Genomic DNA, 19,823 nt, shown 5'->3' on the forward strand with positions numbered 1-19,823 from the left:
GCGCGATCCCCCAAATTGGCCTTGTTTTCGGGGCGAGCAAGCCAAAGCGGCTTGGACCCGCTGACCCAAGGCTTGCAAACAGGAGATAAAGCCATGACCAAGTTCGTTTCGCGCTTCGTGAAGGATGAATCCGGCGCCACCGCCATCGAGTATGGCCTGATCGTCGCCCTGATCGCCGTGGTGATCATCACCGCCGTGACCACCCTGGGCACCAAGCTGAACACCGCGTTCGGCAACATCAACACGAAGCTGCCGTAAGATCCGGCTTCTTCGCTGTGAAAACGGGAGGGCCGCGGAGAAATCCGCGGCCCTTTCCGCTTGGGGGACATGTTCGCCCGCACAGTCCCAGGCGTCGGAGCGCAATCGGCCCGAGGGGCGTACATGTCCCCGGCCGGCGCTGACCGGGGACGGGAACGCCGCCCTGACCGCCCGGACCCAAAAAACTACCGCCCAAGCGCGGCGATCCAGTCCCCCAGCAACGTTTGGTTCACCCTCCCGAGCGATCTTTCCATCCCATGCTTCACACCCTTCAACTGCTGCTGCTCAGCGTGTTCCCGGCGATGGTCATCGTCGGCGGGTTGAAGGACATCACCAGCTACACCATCCCCAACTGGATCAGCGGCGTGCTGATCGCCGGCTTCTTCCTGGCCGCCGTCGGCGTGGGCCTGCCCTGGCAGTCCGCCCTGATGGCGCTCGGCGTCGGCGTCGCGGCCCTGTTTCTGGCCATGGGAATGTTCGCTCTCGGCTGGATCGGCGGGGGCGACGCCAAGCTGTTCGCGGCGGCAGCCCTGTGGCTGGGCTGGCCCGCCTCCCTGACATTCGTGCTGGTCACCGGCCTGGCCGGCGGGGCGCTCGCGCTCTCGCTGCTGGGCCTGCGCTCGGTCTGGCTGCGCCCGTTGGCGGTGCGCGGGCCCGACTGGGTCGGCCGGCTGGCCGAGCCGGGGGGCGATGCGCCCTATGGCGTGGCCATCGCTATCGGCGCCCTGGCGGCGTTCCCGGAAAGCCCTCTGGTGGAAGCGTTTGCGCGGCTGGCTTAGGCCCGCGTTAACCATGGCCATCGGATTGTGGGATCGCCGCCAGAAGGGCGCGACGCGAATCGCCCGTGCGTGGGGCCCAAGCCTTCACGCGCCAGAGTATCCCCTGACCCGCTGACGGTCGGGAAAGCAGTTCGAGCCGCATGAGCCCCGTCCGCCTGTTCATCCTCGTGATCGCCGCCCTGGCCGCCATCGTCCTGGCGTTCGTGGTGCGCGGCGCCTTCGCGCCCAAGAAGGCCGAAGCGCCCGCCGTGGTCGCCTCCGCCCCGGCCGCCAAGCCGACCGTTCAGGTGCTGGTCGCCAAGCGCGACCTGCCGATCGGAACCCGGCTGACCACCGACGACATCGGCTGGCAATCCTGGCCGGCGGAAGGCCTGAACCCGACCTTCATCACTGACGGGACCGCCCCGGCGGTTCAGAAGGAGGGCGCCGCCGGCGCCGTCGATACCGCGACCAAGGCCGCCAGCAACCTGTTCAGCGGCGCCGGGCTCGAGGGCATGATCGGCACGATCGTCAAGGAACCCTTCGTCACCGGCGAGCCGATCGTCGCCCGCAAGGTGGTCAGGTCCGGCGAGGGCGGCTTCATGACCGTGGTGCTGACCCCCGGCATGCGGGCCATCGCCGCCCCGGTCACCGTCGACACCGCCGTGGCCGGCTTCATCCTGCCCGGCGACCGGGTCGATCTGATCTACAGCCGCGACAGCGAAACCGAGGACGTCGAGGGCTACATCACCAAGGTGGTGTTGAAGAACGTGCGGGTGCTGGCCATCGACCAGAAGCCCGATCCGGAGAAGGACGCCAAGACCATGGTCGGCGCGGTCGCCACCCTGGAGGTCCCCGCCGCCGACATCGAACTGGCCGCCAGCGCGGTCGCCCAGGCCAAGGCCAACGGCGCCCTGATCCTGGTCCTGCGCAGCATCAGCGACACCGCCGGCGGGCCCACGCGCGGCAACGGCATTCCCGGCGCGGCCCAGTCGGGCGGCTCCACCGGCACGGTGCGCGTCCACCGGGCCGGCCAGGTTACCGAAGTGAAGGTGGGCCAATGAAGGCGTTGAAACTCATTCCCGCCCTGCTGGCCGTCGCCGGCCTGCTCTGCGGCCCGGTCGCGGCCCAGCCCCTGGCCGGCGGCCCGCCGCCAGCGCCCAGCGCCTATGACGGCTCCCCGACCATGCGGGTGGACCTGGCGGCCGGCGCCGGCGCCCAGATGCTCAGCCTGCCGCGCGGCAAGTCGGCCATCGTCGATCTGCCGGTCGATGCGCGCGACGTGCTGGTCACCAATCCGGCGGTGGCCGACGCTGTGCTGCGCACCCCCCGCCGCATCTACATCCTCGGCCTGACGGCGGGACAGACCGACGCGGTCTTCTTCGACGGCGCCGGGCGCCGCATCCTGTCGCTGAACGTGCGGGTGGACCAGGACGTCACCGCCCTGGCCGACACCATCAACCGCATCCTGCCCGGATCGCGGGTGACCATCGAGCCGGTGGCCGACTCCATCATCCTGTCGGGCCTGGTCCTGACTCCCGCCGACGCCGACAAGGCCGGCCAGATCGCGCAGCGGTTCGTGGCCAAGCCCGAGCAGGTGCTGAACATGATCCAGGTGGCCGGCAAGGACCAGGTCACCCTCAAGGTCCGCGTGGTCGAGGTGAACCGCAATGTGGTCAAGCAGCTGGGCTTCGACCTCAACGCCGTGCTTGGCCAAGTCGGCCTGGACCAACTGACCTTTGCAACCGCCGCCACCTTCGGCATCAATGGCTCGCTGCTGGGCGGTCTGACCGGCGGCTATTCGCTGGACACCACCAAGGCCCCGGTGATGCAACAGCCCTGCGGCGCCGGCTGGCCCGCCGGATCGCTCTGCAATGTCATCGTGCGCGGTCCCGCCGACGCGCCAAACTTCGACACCGCCACACCCCAGAACGTCATCGGCTCCGACGGCGTCAACAAGGCCAACGCCACCATCAAGGCCTTCGAGCGGGTCGGCCTGGTCCGCACCCTGGCCGAGCCCTACCTGACCACCTCCAGCGGCGAGCCGGCCAACTTCCTGGCCGGCGGCGAGTTTCCGGTCCCCACGGGCCAGGACACCAGCGGACGGGTGACCATCGAGTTCAAGAAGTACGGCGTTGGTCTCGGCTTCACCCCGGTGGTGATGTCGGGCGGTCGCATCAACATGAAGATCTCGGTCGAGGTCTCCGAGCTCAGCAACGCCGGCGCCTTCACCGTCGGCACCGGCACCTCCTCGGTGCTGACCGTTCCCGGGCTGTCGGTGCGGCGCGCCGAAAACGTGGTCGAGATGCCGTCCGGCGGCACCATGATGATCGCCGGCCTGCTGCAGGAGCGCTCGGCCCAGAACCTCGACAGCCTGCCTGGGCTGATGAACATGCCGATCGTCGGCACCCTGTTCCGCAGCCGCGACTTCACCTCGGGCCAGACCGAGCTGGTCATCCTGGTCACCCCCTACATCGTCGACCCCCAGGCGCCCCGCCAGTTCCAGACCCCGGCAGACGGCCTCCAGCTGGCCTCGGACCCCGAGACCCTGCTGCTCGGCAAGCTGAACCGGGCCGTCAAGGCGCCGCCCGGGGCCAACGCCGGCCGCCGCTACCAAGGTCCCATCGGATACGTGATCGAGTAACAGCCATGACCCCGCGCATCCTCCTCCTCTCCGCTCTTTCCTCAGCCGCCCTCCTGGCCGGCTGCGCCACCGCGACGGGGCCGCAGGTCGATCAGACCACCGCCACGCCGCTCGACGCCTGGGGCAAGGAGGTCAAGGTCCTGGCCCAGCCGCAGGACATCCGCCTGGCCCCGCACGACACCGGCCTGTCGACCAACCAGTCGAACGCCCTGGAAGGCTTCGTCGGCAACTGGCTGGATGCGGAGGGCCGCGAGATCGTGGTCCGCGCCCCTGACACCGGCCCCTCGGCCCGCGGCGCAAACCGCGTGGCCTGGGACGCCCGCGACCGGCTGCTGTCCCTGGGGGTGCCGGCGGGCCGCATCCGCATGCAGGCCTATGACGGGGGCGACGATCCCCGCGCCCCAGTGGTGGTCAGCTTCAACCGCTATGTGGTCGAGACGCCCAAGTGCGGGACCTGGCGCAACATGAGCCACAGCAACGACAACCGGGTCTATGACAACTTCGGCTGCGCGGTGACCTCCAATCTGGCCCAGCAGGTAGCCAATCCCGAGGATCTGATCGAGCCGCGCGACATGCCGCTGGGCGACGCCCAGAACCGGACCACCATGTTCGACAAGTTCCGCAAGGGCGAGGCCACCGGCTCGGCCCGTGACGAGGTCGCCAAGGCCGCTGTTTCGCAGGTGGTGAACTAATCCCATGCAGCCGCGTCCCGCAGACGATCCGTTCGACCTGGGCTTCGACGCCGAAGACGAGTTCGCCACGCCGTCTCAAGCGCCGGCGGCGGACCCGTGGGCCGACCTCGGCTCACCCATGGGCTCGGTCTCGCCTCAGGCCGCCGACCCCTTCGCGGCCGATCCTTTCGCGCCTGCTCCCCTGAAGGCGGATCCCTACGGCGCCGATCCGTTCGCTGATTTCCCCCCCGCCCGTCCGAATGACGAGTTCGAGTCCCCGCGTATGGTTGCCGCCCCCGCTTACAATCCCGTCCACGATCTGCATGCCGGGGTCGAAGCCGCCCTCGGCGAAGCCCAGGTTCCCCGGATCACCATCCACGTCTTCTGCGCCCGCACCGACACCGCCGAGGTCATCGAACGGTCCAGCGCCGACCGGCGCCTGTCGCGGGCCTCCACCGTGGTGCGGGCCGGCGGTCTGGCGGCGGCGGTGGAGCAATACCAGAACCAGCCGACCCCCAGCCTGGTGGTCGTCGAGAGCCTCGATCCGGCCCCGGAGATGATCGCCCAGCTCGACCGCCTGGCCGAGGTCTGTGATCCGGGCACCAAGGTGATGGTGATCGGCAACGCCAACGACATCGCGCTCTACCGCGAGCTGATGCGGCGGGGCGTGAGCGAATACCTGGTCCCGCCGCTGAAACCGCTTCAGGTGATCAGCGCCATCGCCGGCCTCTACGCTGACCCGGCCTCGCCCTTCACCGGCCGCCAGATCGCCTTCGTCGGCGCCCGCGGCGGGTCCGGCGCCTCGACCCTGGCCCACAATGTGGCCTGGACGATCAGTGAGCGGATCCAGGCCGGCACGGTGATCGTCGACTACGACCTGGCCTTCGGCACGGCCGGCCTCAACTTCAACCACGACCCGCTGCAGGGTGTGGTCGATGCGCTGGGCCAACCCGACCGTCTCGATCCTGTCCTGATGGACCGGATGATGGCCCGCTGCACCGATCGCTTGAGCCTGTTCGCCGCCCCGGCGACCCTGGACAGCGACTACGACATCGCGGGCGACGCCTATGAGGAGGTGACGCAGAAGATCCGCGCCGCCGCCCCCTATGTGGTGCTCGACATCCCGCACGGCTGGAACAGCTGGACCCGCCGGATGCTGATCGGCTCCGACGACCTGGTGATCGTCGCCACGCCGGACCTGGCCTCGCTGCGCAACGCCAAAAACATGGTCGACCTGGTCCGCCAGGCCCGGCCGAACGACAATCCGCCCCGGCTGGTGCTGAACCAGGTGGGCCTGCCCGGCCGGCCGGAGATCCCGGCCAAGGATTTCGGCGATGCCTTGGGCATCGCCCCGTCCATGGTCATCGGCTTCGACGCCAAGACCTTCGGCCAGGCCGCCAACAACGGGCAGATGATCCCCGAGAGCGCGCCCAAGTCGAAGGCCGCCGCCGACATCGAGTCCCTGGCCCAGCTGATCAGCCGGCGCGACCCGCCGGCCGTCCAGAAGACGTCCATGCTCTCCGGCCTGTTCAGGAAGAAGTAGGTGTTCGGCAAGCGCGCATCCGACGGCGCCCCGGCGCCCGCCCGGCCGGCCCCGCCGCCGGCCCTCACGGGCGCGCCGGCCCCGACCCGCCCGCAGGGCGCCGCGCCGACCACCCGTCCCGGCGGTCCGCCGGTGGGCGGTCCGGGCAAGCCGCAATCGGAAGCGGCGATGCGCAGCAATGCGGTGATGGACAAGCTCAAGGAGGCCCAGGCCCCGGCCACGGAGATCATCCGTGAACAGAGCGACTACTACCACGCCACCAAGACCACCATCTTCAACGCTCTGCTCAACACCATCGACCTGAGCCAGCTGGCCCAGCTCGACACCAGCGCCGCGGCGGCGGAGATCAAGGACATCGTCGCCGAGCTGGTGGCGATCAAGAACGTCTCGATGTCGGTCGCCGAGACCGAGCACCTGGTCCAGGACATCATCAACGACGTCCTCGGCTATGGCCCGCTCGAGCCTTTGCTGGCCCGCGACGATATCAGCGACGTGATGGTCAACGGCGCCGCCCGGGTGTTCATCGAAGTCGGCGGCAAGACGCAGCTCACCAACGTCCGCTTCCGCGACAACGCCCAGCTGATGAACATCTGCCAGCGGATCGTCAGCCAGGTCGGCCGGCGGGTGGATGAAAGCTCGCCCATCTGTGACGCCCGCCTGCCGGACGGGTCGCGCGTGAACGTCATCGCCCCGCCGCTGGCCCTCGATGGCCCGACCCTGACCATCCGGAAGTTCAAGAAGGACAAGCTGACGATGAAGGACCTGGTGGACTTCAGGTCCATCAGTCCGGAAGGCGCGCGGGTTCTGGGCGTGATCGGCGCCTGCCGCTGCAACGTGATCATCTCGGGCGGCACCGGCTCTGGCAAGACCACCCTGCTCAACACCATGACCGCCTTCATCGACCCGACCGAGCGGGTGATCACCTGCGAGGACGCGGCCGAACTGCAGCTGCAACAGCCGCACGTCGTGCGCCTGGAAACCCGGCCGCCCAACCTGGAAGGCCAGGGCCAGATCACCATGCGGGACCTGGTCAAGAACTGTCTGCGGATGCGGCCCGAGCGGATCATCGTCGGCGAAGTCCGCGGCCCGGAGGCCTTCGACCTGCTGCAGGCGATGAACACCGGCCACGACGGCTCCATGGGCACCCTGCACAGCAACAGCCCGCGCGAAGCGATCAGCCGGATCGAGAGCATGATCACCATGGGCGGCTACGGCCTGCCCTCCAAGACCATCCGCGAGATGATCACCGGCTCTGTCGACGTGATCATCCAGGCTGCTCGCCTGCGCGACGGTTCGCGCCGGATCACCCATGTGACCGAGGTGGTCGGGCTGGAAGGGGACGTGATCGTCACCCAGGACCTGTTCGTCTACGAGATGACCGGAGAGGACGAGGCCGGCAAGATCGTCGGCAAGCACCGCTCCACCGGTATCGCCCGCCCGCGTTTCTGGGACCGCGCCCGCTATTACGGCCTGGAACGAGAACTCGCCGAGGCCCTGGACGCGGCGGAGTAGCGGGCGATGCTGACCATCCTCATCGCCGTGCTCGCCTTCGTCGCAATCGCCGGCATCGGGTTCGCCTTCGCCGGCAATGGCGGCTCGTCCAAGGTGACCAAGCGGGCCCAGGCGATCGTCTCCGGCGGCACGGCCCAGACCCGCAAGACCGCCGCCCGCGCCGCCGCCAATACCCCGGAAGTTCGCCGCAAGCAGATCCTGAAGACCCTCAAGGAGCAGGAAAAGCAGCAGAAGAAGATCACCCTCAACCTGGCCGCCAAGCTTCAGCAGGCCGGCCTGAAGGGCAATGTCCGCAACTTCTGGATCGTCAGCGGCGTCCTCGGCGCCACGGTGCTGGGCCTGGTCTTGCTGTTGACCTCAAACCCGTGGATGGGGCTGGGCGCCGGCTTCGCCGCGGGCCTGGGGCTGCCGCGCTGGGTGGTCAACTTCCTGGCCAACCGGCGGATCAAGAAGTTCACCGAACACTTCAGCGACGCGATCGACATCATCGTGCGGGGCATCAAGTCGGGCCTTCCGGTCCACGACTGCCTGAAGATCATCGGCCGCGAGAGCCCCGAGCCCCTGGCCGGCGAATTCCGCGGCCTGGTCGAGAACGTCGGCGTCGGCGTCTCGATCGATGCGGCCCTGGAGAAGATGTATCAGCGCATGCCGACCAACGAGCTGCGCTTCTTCTCCATTGTCCTGGCCATCCAGCAGAAGACCGGCGGCAACCTGGCCGAAGCCCTGAACAACCTGTCCCAGGTGCTCCGGGCCCGGAAGCTGATGCGCGAGAAGATCAAGGCCCTGTCCTCGGAAGCCATCGCGTCCAGCTTTATCATCGGCAGCCTGCCGCCGGGCGTGGTGGTGCTGATCACCGTGACCACCCCCACCTACATGGCCCCCATGTTCAGCGAGCCGCGCGGCCACCTGATGCTGATGGGGGCGGCCTTCTGGATGGCCTGCGGCATCTTCGTGATGCGCAAGATGATCAACTTCAAGTTCTGACGGGGAGCACGCCATGAGCCTCGTCAATACCCTGACCGACCCGGACAACATCCTCACCGCCTTCGTGGCGGCGGTGTCGTTCGCGACCATCGTCACCCTCGTCTCGCCGATGCTGCGCAGCGACAAGCTGGAGGGCCGGCTGAAGTCGGTGGCCAACCGCCGCGAGGAACTGCGAAAGCGAAACCGCGAGGCCCTCAGCAAGAAGGGCCAGGCCCAGAACTCGACCCTGCGTCACACCGACACCGGCCTCTACAAGAACGTCGTCGACCGGCTGCAGCTGTCGAAGCTGCTCGAGGATCCCAAGGTGGTGGACAAGCTGGCCCAGGCCGGTTTCCGCGGCCCCCGGCCGATCAGCACCTTCTACTTCTTCCGCTTCGTGATGCCGTTCGTGTTCGCCATTCTGGTGGCCTTCTACCTGTTCGTGGTCAACGACTTCGGCCTGCAGACCATGCAGAAGTTCAGCGCCTGCGTGGCCGCCCTGCTGATCGGCTACTACGCCCCCAACATCTACATCTCCAACATCGCCACCAAGCGGCGCGAAAGCATCGTCGCGGCCTTCCCGGACAGCCTCGACCTGCTGTTGATCTGCGTCGAGAGCGGCATGTCGATCGAGGCGGCGATCATGAAGGTCAGCCAGGAGGTCGGCGGCACCTCCATCGAACTGGCCGAGGAGCTCAGCCTGCTGACCGCAGAACTCAGCTACCTGCCTGAGCGCCGCATGGCCTATGAGGGCCTGGCCAAGCGCACCAACCATCCGGGCATCAAGTCGGTGGCCACCGCCATGATCCAGGCTGAGCGCTACGGCACCCCGCTGGGCTCGGCCCTGCGGGTCATGGCCAAGGAAAACCGCGAGCTGCGCCTCTCCGCCGCCGAAAAGAAGGCGGCCGCCCTGCCGGCCAAGCTGACCGTGCCGATGATCCTGTTCTTCCTGCCCGTGCTGTTCGTGGTGATCCTCGGTCCCGCGATCATCAAGGTGCAGGACATCATGGCCAAGCAGTAGCAACAGGGTTCTTTTTCGCCCCGGGGTTGCTTTGAATTTTCAGCACGCGCCGGTATCTCAAGTCAAATAACGACGTTGTCGCCTTTGCTACCCCTTGGTATGGCTTGCCGCAGTGGGGGAGCGTTAGCATTCGCGCGGCGTGGGTCTCCCGTTTGGGAGCACGCTCATGCCTTTCGCGGCCACCCTCAACCTGTCATCGCTGGACGGAACCAACGGCTTCCGCATCTCCGGGGTCCTGGCATCCGGGCACAGCGGCTATTCGGTCTCCTCTGCTGGAGACCTCAACTTTGACGGGTTCGACGACCTGATCATCGGCGCCCGTTTGGCCAATGGCGGCGCCGGGATATCTTATGTGGTGTTCGGCGGCGGCGCGGGGTTCGCGGCCAACATCAATGTCTCCGATCTGAATGGAACCAACGGCTTTCGGATCAGCGCGGCGCCAAGCGACTTCCTCGGCCACTCGGTCGCCTGGGCGGGGGACCTCAACGGCGACACCGTCGATGATCTGATCATCGGGGCCCCGTTCGCCGACTCGACCGGCGACGGCTCCGGCGACAGCTATGTGGTGTTCGGAACCGACGAAGGATTCGCAGCCGACTTTGCCGTCTCCAGCCTGAACGGATCCAACGGTTTCCGGATCAGCGGGGAACTGGCCAGCGACTTCAGCGGCTGGTCGGTCGCCTCCGCCGGGGACATCAACAATGACGGGATAGGTGACCTTATCATCGGGGCCCGGCTCGCCGACCCGAACGGCTCAGGGTCCGGGGCCAGCTATGTGGTGTTCGGCAGCAACCAGGGGTTCCCGGCCAGCCTGAACCTCTCCGACTTGGACGGTAGCAACGGCTTCCAGATCTCCGGTGTTGCGGCGGGTGATGAAGGCGGCCGGTCTGTCGCCTCGGCGGGAGACTTCAATGGCGACGGCATCGACGACCTGATCATCGGGGCCAGGTATTCCAACACGAACGGCGTCTATTCCGGGACCAGCTACGTGGTGTTCGGCAGCAGCGACATTTTCCCGGCCAATATTGATCTCTCCAGCCTGAATGGAACCAACGGCTTCCAGATCAGGGGTGAGACGACCCGCGACTACAGCGGCGCGTCGGTCGCGAGGGCGGGCGATATCAACGGCGACGGCCTTGATGACCTCATCATCGGGGCCTTTGGCGTAGACGCCACCGGCGGCAATGCCGGCGCCAGCTATGTGGTGTTCGGCAGAACGGGGCCGTTCGCGAGCGCTTTTGAACTCTCTAGCCTGAATGGTTCAAACGGCTTCCAGATCAATGGCGCGGCGTCAGCTGACGTCAGCGGCATGTCGGTTGCGGCGGCCGGAGACGTCAACGGGGACGGCATCGACGACCTGATCATCGGCGCCCCTCGTTCTGACGCGAACGGTGGCAATTCCGGCGCCAGCTATGTGGTGTTCGGCAGCACCGCGGGGTTCGCGGCCGAGCTCAATCTCTCCACCCTGAACGGAACCAACGGCTTTCGGATCATCGGGGCGGCGGGCGGGGACTACAGCGGCATGTCCGTCGCCTCGGCCGGCGACGTCAATGGGGATGGCGTCGATGATCTGATCATCGGCTCTCCATACGCCGATCCGAACGGTGTTTCCTACGCTGGCGCCAGCTACGTCATCTTCGGCAGGGCGCCGGCCGTTCCGGTGGTCGAAGTCGGCACGCCCGGCGACGACAGCTACGTCGGCGGGGGCGCGGACGACGACCTCTCGGGCGCGGCCGGCAACGACATCCTGAACGGCGGTCTGGGCGCGGACATCATGATCGGCGGCCTGGGCGACGACACCTTCTATGTCGATGATCTCAATGACACGGTCGGCGAGAACCCCGGCGAGGGGACCGACACGGTCATCTCGACGATCACCTGGACCCTGGCCGCGGACTTTGAACGGCTGACCCTGACCGGCGCGACCGACATCGACGCCACCGGCAACGCCCTGGCCAACATCCTGACCGGCAATGACGGGGCCAACGTCCTTGATGGCGGAGACGGCAAGGACCTGCTGTACGGGGGGCTGGGCGCCGACGACCTGATCGGCGGGGCGGGCGGCGACCTGCTGGACGGCGGCGCCGGCGCCGACGCCATGGCCGGCGGCCTGGGCGACGACATCTATCTGGTGGACGACCTGAGCGACACGGTCACCGAGGCCGGGGGCGAAGGCAGCGACCGGGTCCGCGCCAGCGTCACCTATACGTTGGGCGCAGAGGTCGAGAACCTGCAGCTCACCGGCTCGGCCAACATCGACGGCACGGGCAACGGCCTGGCCAACCAGATCGACGGCAACAGCGGCGACAACATCCTCAGCGGCGGGGGCGGCGCCGACGTCATCCGTGGCAATTCCGGCCTCGACGAGATGAGCGGGGATGACGGCAATGACCAGCTGCTGGGCGGCGACGGAAACGACGAGCTCTATGGCGGGGACGCCAGCGACATCCTGTCGGGCGGCGCGGACGACGACACCCTCTATGGCGGCGCCGGTATCGACACGCTCGATGGCGGGACCGGCGCGGACGTCCTCTATGGCGAGGCCGGCAATGACCAGCTGCAGGGCGGCGACGGAGATGATCAGCTGTTCGGCGGGGCCGACAATGATGTGCTGCGTGGCGGGTCGGGCAGCGACACCCTGACCGGCGGTCTTGGCGACGACACCTATTATGTGGACGACTATTTCGACACCCTGGTCGAGGCGTCCGGCGAAGGCAGCGACATTGTTCGCAGCACGGTCGATTGGGGGCTGAGCAGGAACTTTGAACGGCTGATCCTCGAAGGCTCCGGCGACATCGACGGCAGTGGCAATGACCTCAACAACCAGATCACCGGCAACGGCGGGGCCAATCTGCTGTTCGGCGGCAACGGGAACGACACGCTCAACGGCGGCCTGGGGAACGACGAGATCATCGGCGGCGCGGGCAACGACATCCTGATCGGCGGCGGCGGGGCGGATGTCTTCTTCGTCCAGATCGAGTCGATCTCGGCCAGCACGGACCTGATCGGCGCCGCCGAGACCGACACCATCAGCGATTACGCCATCGGCCTGGACGAGATCGATTTCTCGGACGTGGACGCCGACATCTCGACCACCGGCGTGGACGACGCCTTCACCATCGTGTCCGCCTTCGACGGAACCGGCGGCCGGATGACGCTGAACTTCGCCGGCGGGATCACCACCGTCCTGCTGGACGTCGACGGCGACCGCATCGCCGACTACGGCCTGCGCATCAACGGCGACGTCACTGGCGATACCGGCGGCTGGGTGCTCTGACGGGCGCCCTGCCGGCCAACCCAAAAACGCGTCTTCGTCCAACGGTTGCTGATTTTTTTCCTGCCCGCGCAGGCCGGTAATTCAGATAACCGCGTTGCTGGACCTCGACTTGGCCGCTATGGGCTCAGGCGGGGGGTAACGTCGGCATTCGCGCGGCGTGAGTCTCCCGCTTGGGAGCCTGCCTTTGCCATTCGTTGCAATCTTCGACCTGTCGACTCTCGACGGAACCAACGGCTTCCGGATCAGCGGCGCAGCGCTGTCCGATCGCAGCGGCCGGGTGGTCGCTTCGGCGGGGGACGTCAATGGCGACGGCATCGGCGACCTGATCATCGGCGCCAGAGAGGCCGACCCGAACGGCTCAAACTCCGGGGCCAGCTATGTGGTGTTCGGCCGCGACACGGCGACCGCCGGGGACTTTCTGGCCGACCTCAACCTCGCCACCCTGGACGGAACCAACGGCTTTCGAATCCGGGGCGTGGCCGCGGGCGACCAGAGCGGCATCTCGGTCGCCTCGGCGGGAGACGTGAACGGCGACGGGATCGGGGACCTGATCATCGGGGCCTATGGGGCCGACCCGAACGCAGTCTTTGGCGCCGGGGCCAGCTATGTGGTGTTCGGCAGCAATGCCGGGTTCGGGGCCGACGTCAACCTCTCCGGACTTGACGGAACCAACGGCTTCCGGATCAGCGGCGAGGTGGCGAGCGACTACTCCGGCATTTCGGTCGCCTCGGCGGGTGACGTGAATGGAGACGGGATCGACGACCTGATCATCGGAGCCAGGGGCGCGGATCCGAACGGCTCCGGTTCCGGGGCCAGCTATGTGGTGTTCGGCCGTGATACGGCGACCGCCGGGGACTTCCTGGCCAACCTCAACCTCGCAGACCTTGATGGGAGCAACGGCTTCCAGATCAGCGGCGAGGCAGCCGGTGATCAGAGCGGCGCCTCGGTCGCCTCGGCGGGCGATATCAACGACGACGGCATCGACGACCTGATTATTGGCGCCGGGTATGTCGACCCCAACGGCGACACCTCCGGCGCCGGCTATGTGGTGTTCGGCAGCGACGCCGGGTTCGCGGCCAACGTCAACCTCTCCACCCTCGATGGAAGCAACGGCTTCCAGATCAGCGGCGCGTTGGCGGGAGATCGGACCGGATTCAGTGTCGCTTCAGCGGGGGACGTGAACGGCGACGGGATCGACGACCTGATCATCGGCGCCCCCTACGCCGACCCCAACGACCGTTACTCCGGGACCAGCTATGTCGTGTTCGGCAGCGATGCGGCGTTCGCGGCCACGCTCGAACTGTCAGGCCTTGACGGATCGAACGGGTTCCGGATCAACGGCGTGGCGCTGGACGACGTCTCCGGCTTTTCGGTCGCCTCGGCCGGGGACGTGAATGACGATGGCTTCGACGACCTGATCATCGGAGCCAGGGCCGCGGATCCGAACGGCTCCATGTCCGGCGCCAGCTATGTAGTGTTCGGCAGCGACGCGGGGTTCGCGGCGGTGCTCAATCTCGCCGACCTGGACGGCGCCAACGGCTTCCGGATCGACGGCGCGGCGGCCGATCACCGCAGCGGCTTCTCCGTCGCCGCGGCCGGGGATGTCAACGGTGATGGCATCGACGACCTCATCGTCGGGGCGCCGTTCGCCACCCTGAACGCCATCAACAACGCCGGCGGCAGCTATGTCATCTTCGGCCAGGCGGCGGTGCAGGCGGTGGTGGAGACCGGCACCGGCGGGGACGACAGCTATGTCGGCGGCGCCCTGGATGACGACCTCTCCGGCGGAGCGGGCAACGACATCCTCAACGGCGGCCTGGGCGCCGACCTCATGGTCGGGGGCCTGGGCGACGACACCTTCCACGTCGATGACCTGGGTGACACGGTCGGCGAGAACCCCGGCGAGGGGACCGACACGGTCATCTCCACCATAAACTGGACCCTGGCCGCCGATTTTGAGCGCCTGACCCTGAGCGGGGTGGCCGACCTGGACGGGACCGGCAACGCCCTGGCCAACATCCTCACCGGCAACGACGGGGCCAACGTCCTCGACGGCGGAGACGGCAAGGATCAGCTGTTCGGCGGTCTGGGGGCGGACGACCTGATCGGCGGCGGCGGCGGGGACCTGCTGGACGGTGGCTTGGGCGCGGACCAGATGGCCGGCGGCCAGGGCGACGACATCTACGTCGTCGATGACCTGAGCGATACCGTCACCGAGGCCGGGGGCGAAGGCAGCGACCGGATCCGCGCCAGCGTCACCTATTCTCTCGGCGCCGAGGTTGAGAACCTGGAACTGACCGGCTCAGCCAATATCAATGGCACGGGCAACAGCCTGGCCAACCAGCTCAGCGGCAACAGCGGCGACAACATCCTGTCGGGCGGCGGCGGCAATGACGTCATCCGCGGCAACAGCGGCCTGGACGAACTGGGCGGGGACGACGGGAACGACCAGCTTCTGGGCGGCGATGGAAACGACGAGCTCTACGGCGGCGACGCCAGCGACATCCTGTCGGGCGGCGCGGACGACGACTTCCTCTACGGCGGGGCGGGGGTCGACACCCTCGATGGCGGGACCGGCGCCGACATCCTCAACGGCGAGGCGGGCAATGACCAGATGCAGGGCGGTGACGGGGACGACCAGCTGTTCGGCGGGGACGGCAACGACGTGCTGCGCGGCGGGTCCGGCGCCGACATCCTGACCGGCGGGATTGGAGACGATACCTATGTCGTGGACGACTATACCGACACCCTGGTGGAGGCCTCAGGCGAGGGCAGCGACATCGTCAAGGCCGCGGTCTCCTGGACCCTGGGCGCCAACCTTGAGCGGCTGATCCTCGAAGGCTCGGGCGACGTCAACGGGACCGGCAACGAACTCGCCAACCAGATCACCGGCAACGGCGGCGCCAACACGCTCGACGGCGGCGCGGGCGCCGATCTGCTGAACGGCGGTCTGGGGAACGACACCCTGATCGGCGGTCTGGGCGGCGACACCCTGATCGGCGGCGGCGGGGCCGACCTCTTCCTGATCCGCCAGGAGTCGGTGTTCACCAGCGGCAACCCGGGCGGCCGCACGATCGAGACCGACAGCATCAGCGACTACGCCGTCGGTCAGGACGAGCTCGATTTCTCGGACATCGACGCCATTGCCTCGACCGGCGGGGTCAACGACGCCTTCACCCTCGTCTCGGCCTTTGACGGTACCGCCGGCCGGATGACCGTCGCCTTCTCCGCCGGGATCACCACGATCCAGCTCGACATCGACGGGGACAACACCGCCGACTATCGCCTGCGGATCAACGGAGACGTCACCGGCGATACCGGAGGCTGGGTGCTCTAAGGCCTCTGGCCCATAGGGCGCGCCGGCTGACGCGCCCGTCGCTCCGGCATCTGGCCCTCACTCGCCGTCGCTATCGGCGAAGCGGACGCCAGCCTTTCGCATCGACTGAACAAACCGGCGCGCCGCCGCGTGAAGCAGCCGCATGGCCTCCAGCCCGACCGGCGAGTCAACGGTTTCCACCGGCACGATCACGCCGCCGTCCTTCTTCACCATCGCGCCGCTGTCGAGCATCCTGCCCACATGCCGACGCACCATCTCTCGCGGCAGATTCAGCGAGGCGGCGATGGCCGAGATCGAGATCGGCCGGCGCAGGGCGTTCGGCGGGGCGACGTCGGCGTACTGACGGTTCAGCACCGGATCGTTCCAGACCTCGCGGATATTGGCCTGGACCACGGCCGTGTAGATGATCGCGCTGGTCAGGTCGCCGCCGAAGTTGGGCCCGGTGACCTCGGCCCAGCGAAGGATGAACTCGCCGATCGCCCGGCCGGTCAGGCGCATGTCCTCTGTCGAGTCTGACAAGACGCTACTCCGCACTAAACGCCAACCGGCGATCACGGCGCCCCAATTTGGGCAAGCAACCCCAATCTGGGGCATCGCCGCGTATCACGGAGTGCGGCTTGCCGCCTAGCGATGTCGGGCTCGGCCGGTGGCCGGGAGCCGCGCCCGGCCTGACAGTAAGCTTACGGACTCCATCATGCCCGCCTTTCCGGCCACCTTTCTGCTGTCGTCGCTCAGCGCCACGACCGGCTTCCGCATCGACGGCGCGGCGTTCGCCGACAGCATCGCCAGCAGCCTGGCGCTGATCGATTTCAACAACGACGGCGTGCTCGACATCGTGATCGGGGCGGGCGGGGTGGACGCCAACGGATCGAACTCAGGGGCGGTCTATATCCTCGACGGGGCCAGGCTGGTCGCCGGCGCCACGGTCAAGCTGGCCACCCTGGCCAGCCCCGACGGCGTGCGTATCGCCGGCCAGGCGGTCAGCGATCAGTTCGGCAACGCCGTGTTCAATGCGGGCGATGTCAACGGCGATGGGATCGACGACCTGTTCATCGGCGCCCGCTACGCCGATCTGCCAGGCCCGAACGCCGGGACCGGCTATGTCGTTTTCGGGGTGTCCGGCGGCATCGGCGCCAGCATCAATCTGGCCAACCTCGACGGCTCCAATGGGTTCAGGCTTTTCGGTGGGGGGCTGGCGGACGCCGACCTCGGCAAGAGCGTGTCTGCCGGCGATATCAACAATGATGGTTTCAACGACCTGTTGATCAGCGCCCGCAACGCCGACTTCAACGGCGGCGACTCCGGCTCGGCCTATGTCATCTGGGGCAAGGACACCGGGTTTGCTTCCCTGATCGACGTCAACAGCCTGACGGCCGCCGACGGGCAGCGCCTCAACGGCGCGTCTTCGGGAGATCAGTTCGGCCAGAGCGTCTCGGTGGTCGGCGATGTGAACGGTGACGGCTTCCTGGACATCGTGGTCGGCGCGCCCGGCATCGACAGCGGCAGCAACAATACGGGGGGCGGCTACCTGCTGCTGGGCGACGCGGACGGCTGGACCGCCGGCCCGGTGACGGGCGTCCCCGCCAACCAGCGGACGCACCTGATCGGCTGGGGCTACAACGGAAAGCACGGCTATGCCGTTTCCGGCGCCGGCGACATGAACGGGGACGGTTTCGACGACTTCGTCATCACTTCGAACGCCATCAGCAGCCCGGCGTTCAACGCCGGGGCGGCTTACGTGGTCTTCGGCTCCGCCGTTCCGCCGGCCACCCTCTCCCTGCAGAGCCTGAACGGCAGCAACGGCTTCATCGTCCAGACGAACCAGCAGTCGGCGGCCCTCGGCACCTCCGTGTCCAAGGCCGGGGATGTCAATGACGATGGGTACGATGACATCATCATAGGCGCGCCGTTCGGCCAGAACGGGACCCAGTACGCCTACGTGATCTATGGGGGGACCAGCTTCAGCGCGGTGATCAGCGCCCCGGCCCTGGACGGGATCAAAGGCTTCATCATCCAGGGTCTGGGCGGCCACGACCGGACCGGCTGGAGCGTGACCGGCGGCGGCGATGTCAATGGCGATGGGGTGGACGACATCCTGGTCACCGCCGTGCAGGCCAGCTTCGACGCCACGGCCGCCGGTTCGGTCTATGTGATCTACGGGCGGTCCTCGGCGGCGGTCGAGACGGGCACGGCCGGCGCCGACAGCTACACTGGCGCCGATGGCGCCGACACCCTGGCCGGGGCGGCGGGCGACGACATCCTCAACGGCGGCCTGGGCGCCGACACCATGACCGGCGGGCTGGACAACGACACCTACTACGTGGACGACGCCGGGGACGTGGTCATCGAGAATGCGGGCGAGGGGACGGACACCGTCAACGCCAGCCTCAGCTACAGCCTGCTGGCCAACTTCGAGAACCTCACCCTGACCGGCGCGGCGGACCTGAACGGCACGGGCAACAGCCTCGCCAACATCCTCACCGGCAACGACGGCGCCAACGTCCTCGATGGCGGAGACGGCAAGGACCTGCTGTACGGGGGCCTGGGGGCCGATGACCTGATCGGCGCGGCGGGCGGGGATCTGCTCGATGGCGGCCTGGGCGCCGACGACATGGCCGGCGGCGTGGGTGACGACACCTATGTGGTGGACGACCTCGGGGACGTGGTCTCCGAACTGGCGGGCGGCGGCAGCGGCGACCGGGTCCGCGCCAGCATCAGCTACGCGCTCGGCGCCGAGGTCGAGAACCTGGAGCTGACCGGCTCGGCCAACATCAATGGCACAGGAAACAGTCTGGCCAACCAGATCAGCGGCAACAGTGGCGACAACAGCCTGTCGGGCGGCGGCGGCAATGACATCATCCGCGGCAACGGCGGGCTCGATGATCTGGCCGGGGATGACGGCAACGACCAGCTGCTGGGCGGTGACGGAAACGACGAGCTCTATGGCGGAGACGCCAGCGACATCCTCTCGGGCGGCGCGGACGACGACACCCTGTACGGCGGGGCCGGTATCGACACCCTCGATGGCGGGACGGGTGCGGACGTCCTCTACGGCGAAGCCGGCAATGACCAGATGCAGGGCGGCGACGGGAACGACCAGCTGTTCGGCGGGGCTGACAACGATGTGCTGCGCGGCGGCTTCGGCGCCGACACCCTGACCGGCGGCCTGGGGGACGACACCTACGTCGTCGACGATTACACCGACACTCTGGTCGAGGCGTCCGGCGAGGGCAGCGACATCGTCAAGGCCACGGTGACCTGGACCCTGGGCGCCAATTTCGAGCGGCTGATCCTCGAGGGATCCGGCGACATCGGCGGGACCGGCAACGAGCTTGCCAACCAGCTCACCGGCAACGGCGGGGCCAACACCCTCGACGGCGGGGCCGGCGCGGACATCCTCAACGGCGGCCTGGGCGCCGACACCCTGATCGGCGGGCTGGGCGCCGACACCCTGATCGGTGGCGGCGGAAACGACGTCTTCCTGTTCCGCCAGGAGTCGGTGCGGGTCGGCCTCGGGGCCGTCGAGACCGACAGCATCAGCGACTATGCCATCGGTCAGGACGAGCTGGACTTCTCCGACATCGACGCCATTGCCGGGACCGCCGGGGTCAATGACGCCTTCAGCTTCGGCGCCTTCGACGGCACGGCGGGCAGGATCAGCCTCAGCTTCAGCGGCGGCATCACCACCGTCCTGCTGGACGTCGATGGGGACCGGAACGCCGACTACCGCCTGCGCATCAACGGCGATGTCACCGGCGATACCGGCGGCTGGGTGCTCTAAACGGCGCCCGCCGCCCTGCCGGCCAAGCTGACGGCGCCGATGATCATGGTCTTCCTGC

The 19,823-nt window shown here is 67.8% G+C and carries 13 protein-coding genes; 12 read left to right on the forward strand and 1 reads right to left on the reverse strand.

What is annotated here, in order from left to right:
* The first annotated feature begins 93 nt into the window (after positions 1-93).
* The 11 genes from GVN21_RS14460 to GVN21_RS14510 all read left to right on the forward strand — a co-directional run bounded on the left by GVN21_RS14460 (position 94) and on the right by GVN21_RS14510 (position 15,984).
* Entirely contained in the window at positions 94-258 is a 165-nt protein-coding gene (locus GVN21_RS14460) for a Flp family type IVb pilin (protein WP_166575465.1), read from the forward strand.
* Between the two features lie 257 nt (positions 259-515).
* Entirely contained in the window at positions 516-1,037 is a 522-nt protein-coding gene (locus GVN21_RS14465; RefSeq protein WP_166575466.1) for a prepilin peptidase, read from the forward strand.
* Between the two features lie 140 nt (positions 1,038-1,177).
* On the forward strand, positions 1,178-2,080 hold the full coding sequence (cpaB, locus tag GVN21_RS14470) for a Flp pilus assembly protein CpaB (RefSeq protein ID WP_166575467.1): 903 nt from the start codon (positions 1,178-1,180) through the stop codon (positions 2,078-2,080).
* A complete protein-coding gene (locus tag GVN21_RS14475; RefSeq protein ID WP_166575468.1) occupies positions 2,077-3,660 on the forward strand; it encodes a type II and III secretion system protein family protein in 1,584 nt (527 codons plus the stop codon). The genes cpaB and GVN21_RS14475 overlap by 4 nt, the downstream gene beginning before the upstream one ends.
* Positions 3,661-3,665: 5 nt before the next feature.
* The gene (locus GVN21_RS14480; RefSeq protein WP_166575469.1) at positions 3,666-4,352 is read left to right on the forward strand and encodes a CpaD family pilus assembly protein; all 687 of its coding nucleotides are present in this window, start codon (positions 3,666-3,668) and stop codon (positions 4,350-4,352) included.
* Between the two features lie 4 nt (positions 4,353-4,356).
* Entirely contained in the window at positions 4,357-5,874 is a 1,518-nt protein-coding gene (locus GVN21_RS14485) for a CpaE family protein (RefSeq protein WP_166575470.1), read from the forward strand.
* Entirely contained in the window at positions 5,875-7,386 is a 1,512-nt protein-coding gene (locus tag GVN21_RS14490) for a CpaF family protein (protein ID WP_166575471.1), read from the forward strand.
* 6 nt (positions 7,387-7,392) lie between these two features.
* The gene (locus tag GVN21_RS14495; protein ID WP_166575472.1) at positions 7,393-8,370 is read left to right on the forward strand and encodes a type II secretion system F family protein; all 978 of its coding nucleotides are present in this window, start codon (positions 7,393-7,395) and stop codon (positions 8,368-8,370) included.
* A 13-nt stretch (positions 8,371-8,383) separates the two neighbouring features.
* Positions 8,384-9,370, forward strand: a complete 987-nt coding sequence (locus GVN21_RS14500; RefSeq protein WP_166575473.1) for a type II secretion system F family protein — start codon at positions 8,384-8,386, stop codon at positions 9,368-9,370.
* A gap of 166 nt (positions 9,371-9,536) precedes the next feature.
* Positions 9,537-12,647 (forward strand): M10 family metallopeptidase C-terminal domain-containing protein, encoded by a 3,111-nt coding sequence (locus GVN21_RS21220; RefSeq protein WP_166575474.1) that lies wholly within the window; start codon positions 9,537-9,539, stop codon positions 12,645-12,647.
* 184 nt (positions 12,648-12,831) lie between these two features.
* Positions 12,832-15,984 (forward strand): FG-GAP repeat protein, encoded by a 3,153-nt coding sequence (locus tag GVN21_RS14510; RefSeq protein ID WP_166575475.1) that lies wholly within the window; start codon positions 12,832-12,834, stop codon positions 15,982-15,984.
* Positions 15,985-16,041: 57 nt separating this feature from the next.
* On the opposite strand, the gene GVN21_RS14515 is transcribed toward GVN21_RS14510, so the two are convergent.
* A complete protein-coding gene (locus GVN21_RS14515; protein WP_166575476.1) occupies positions 16,042-16,503 on the reverse strand; it encodes a hypothetical protein in 462 nt (153 codons plus the stop codon).
* A gap of 175 nt (positions 16,504-16,678) precedes the next feature.
* Between GVN21_RS14515 and GVN21_RS14520 the strand changes: the two genes are divergently transcribed.
* The gene (locus tag GVN21_RS14520) at positions 16,679-19,765 is read left to right on the forward strand and encodes an FG-GAP repeat protein (protein ID WP_166575477.1); all 3,087 of its coding nucleotides are present in this window, start codon (positions 16,679-16,681) and stop codon (positions 19,763-19,765) included.
* Positions 19,766-19,823: the final 58 nt, after the last annotated feature.

Source organism: Caulobacter sp. SLTY (assembly GCF_009905535.1).
Classification (GTDB): domain Bacteria; phylum Pseudomonadota; class Alphaproteobacteria; order Caulobacterales; family Caulobacteraceae; genus Caulobacter.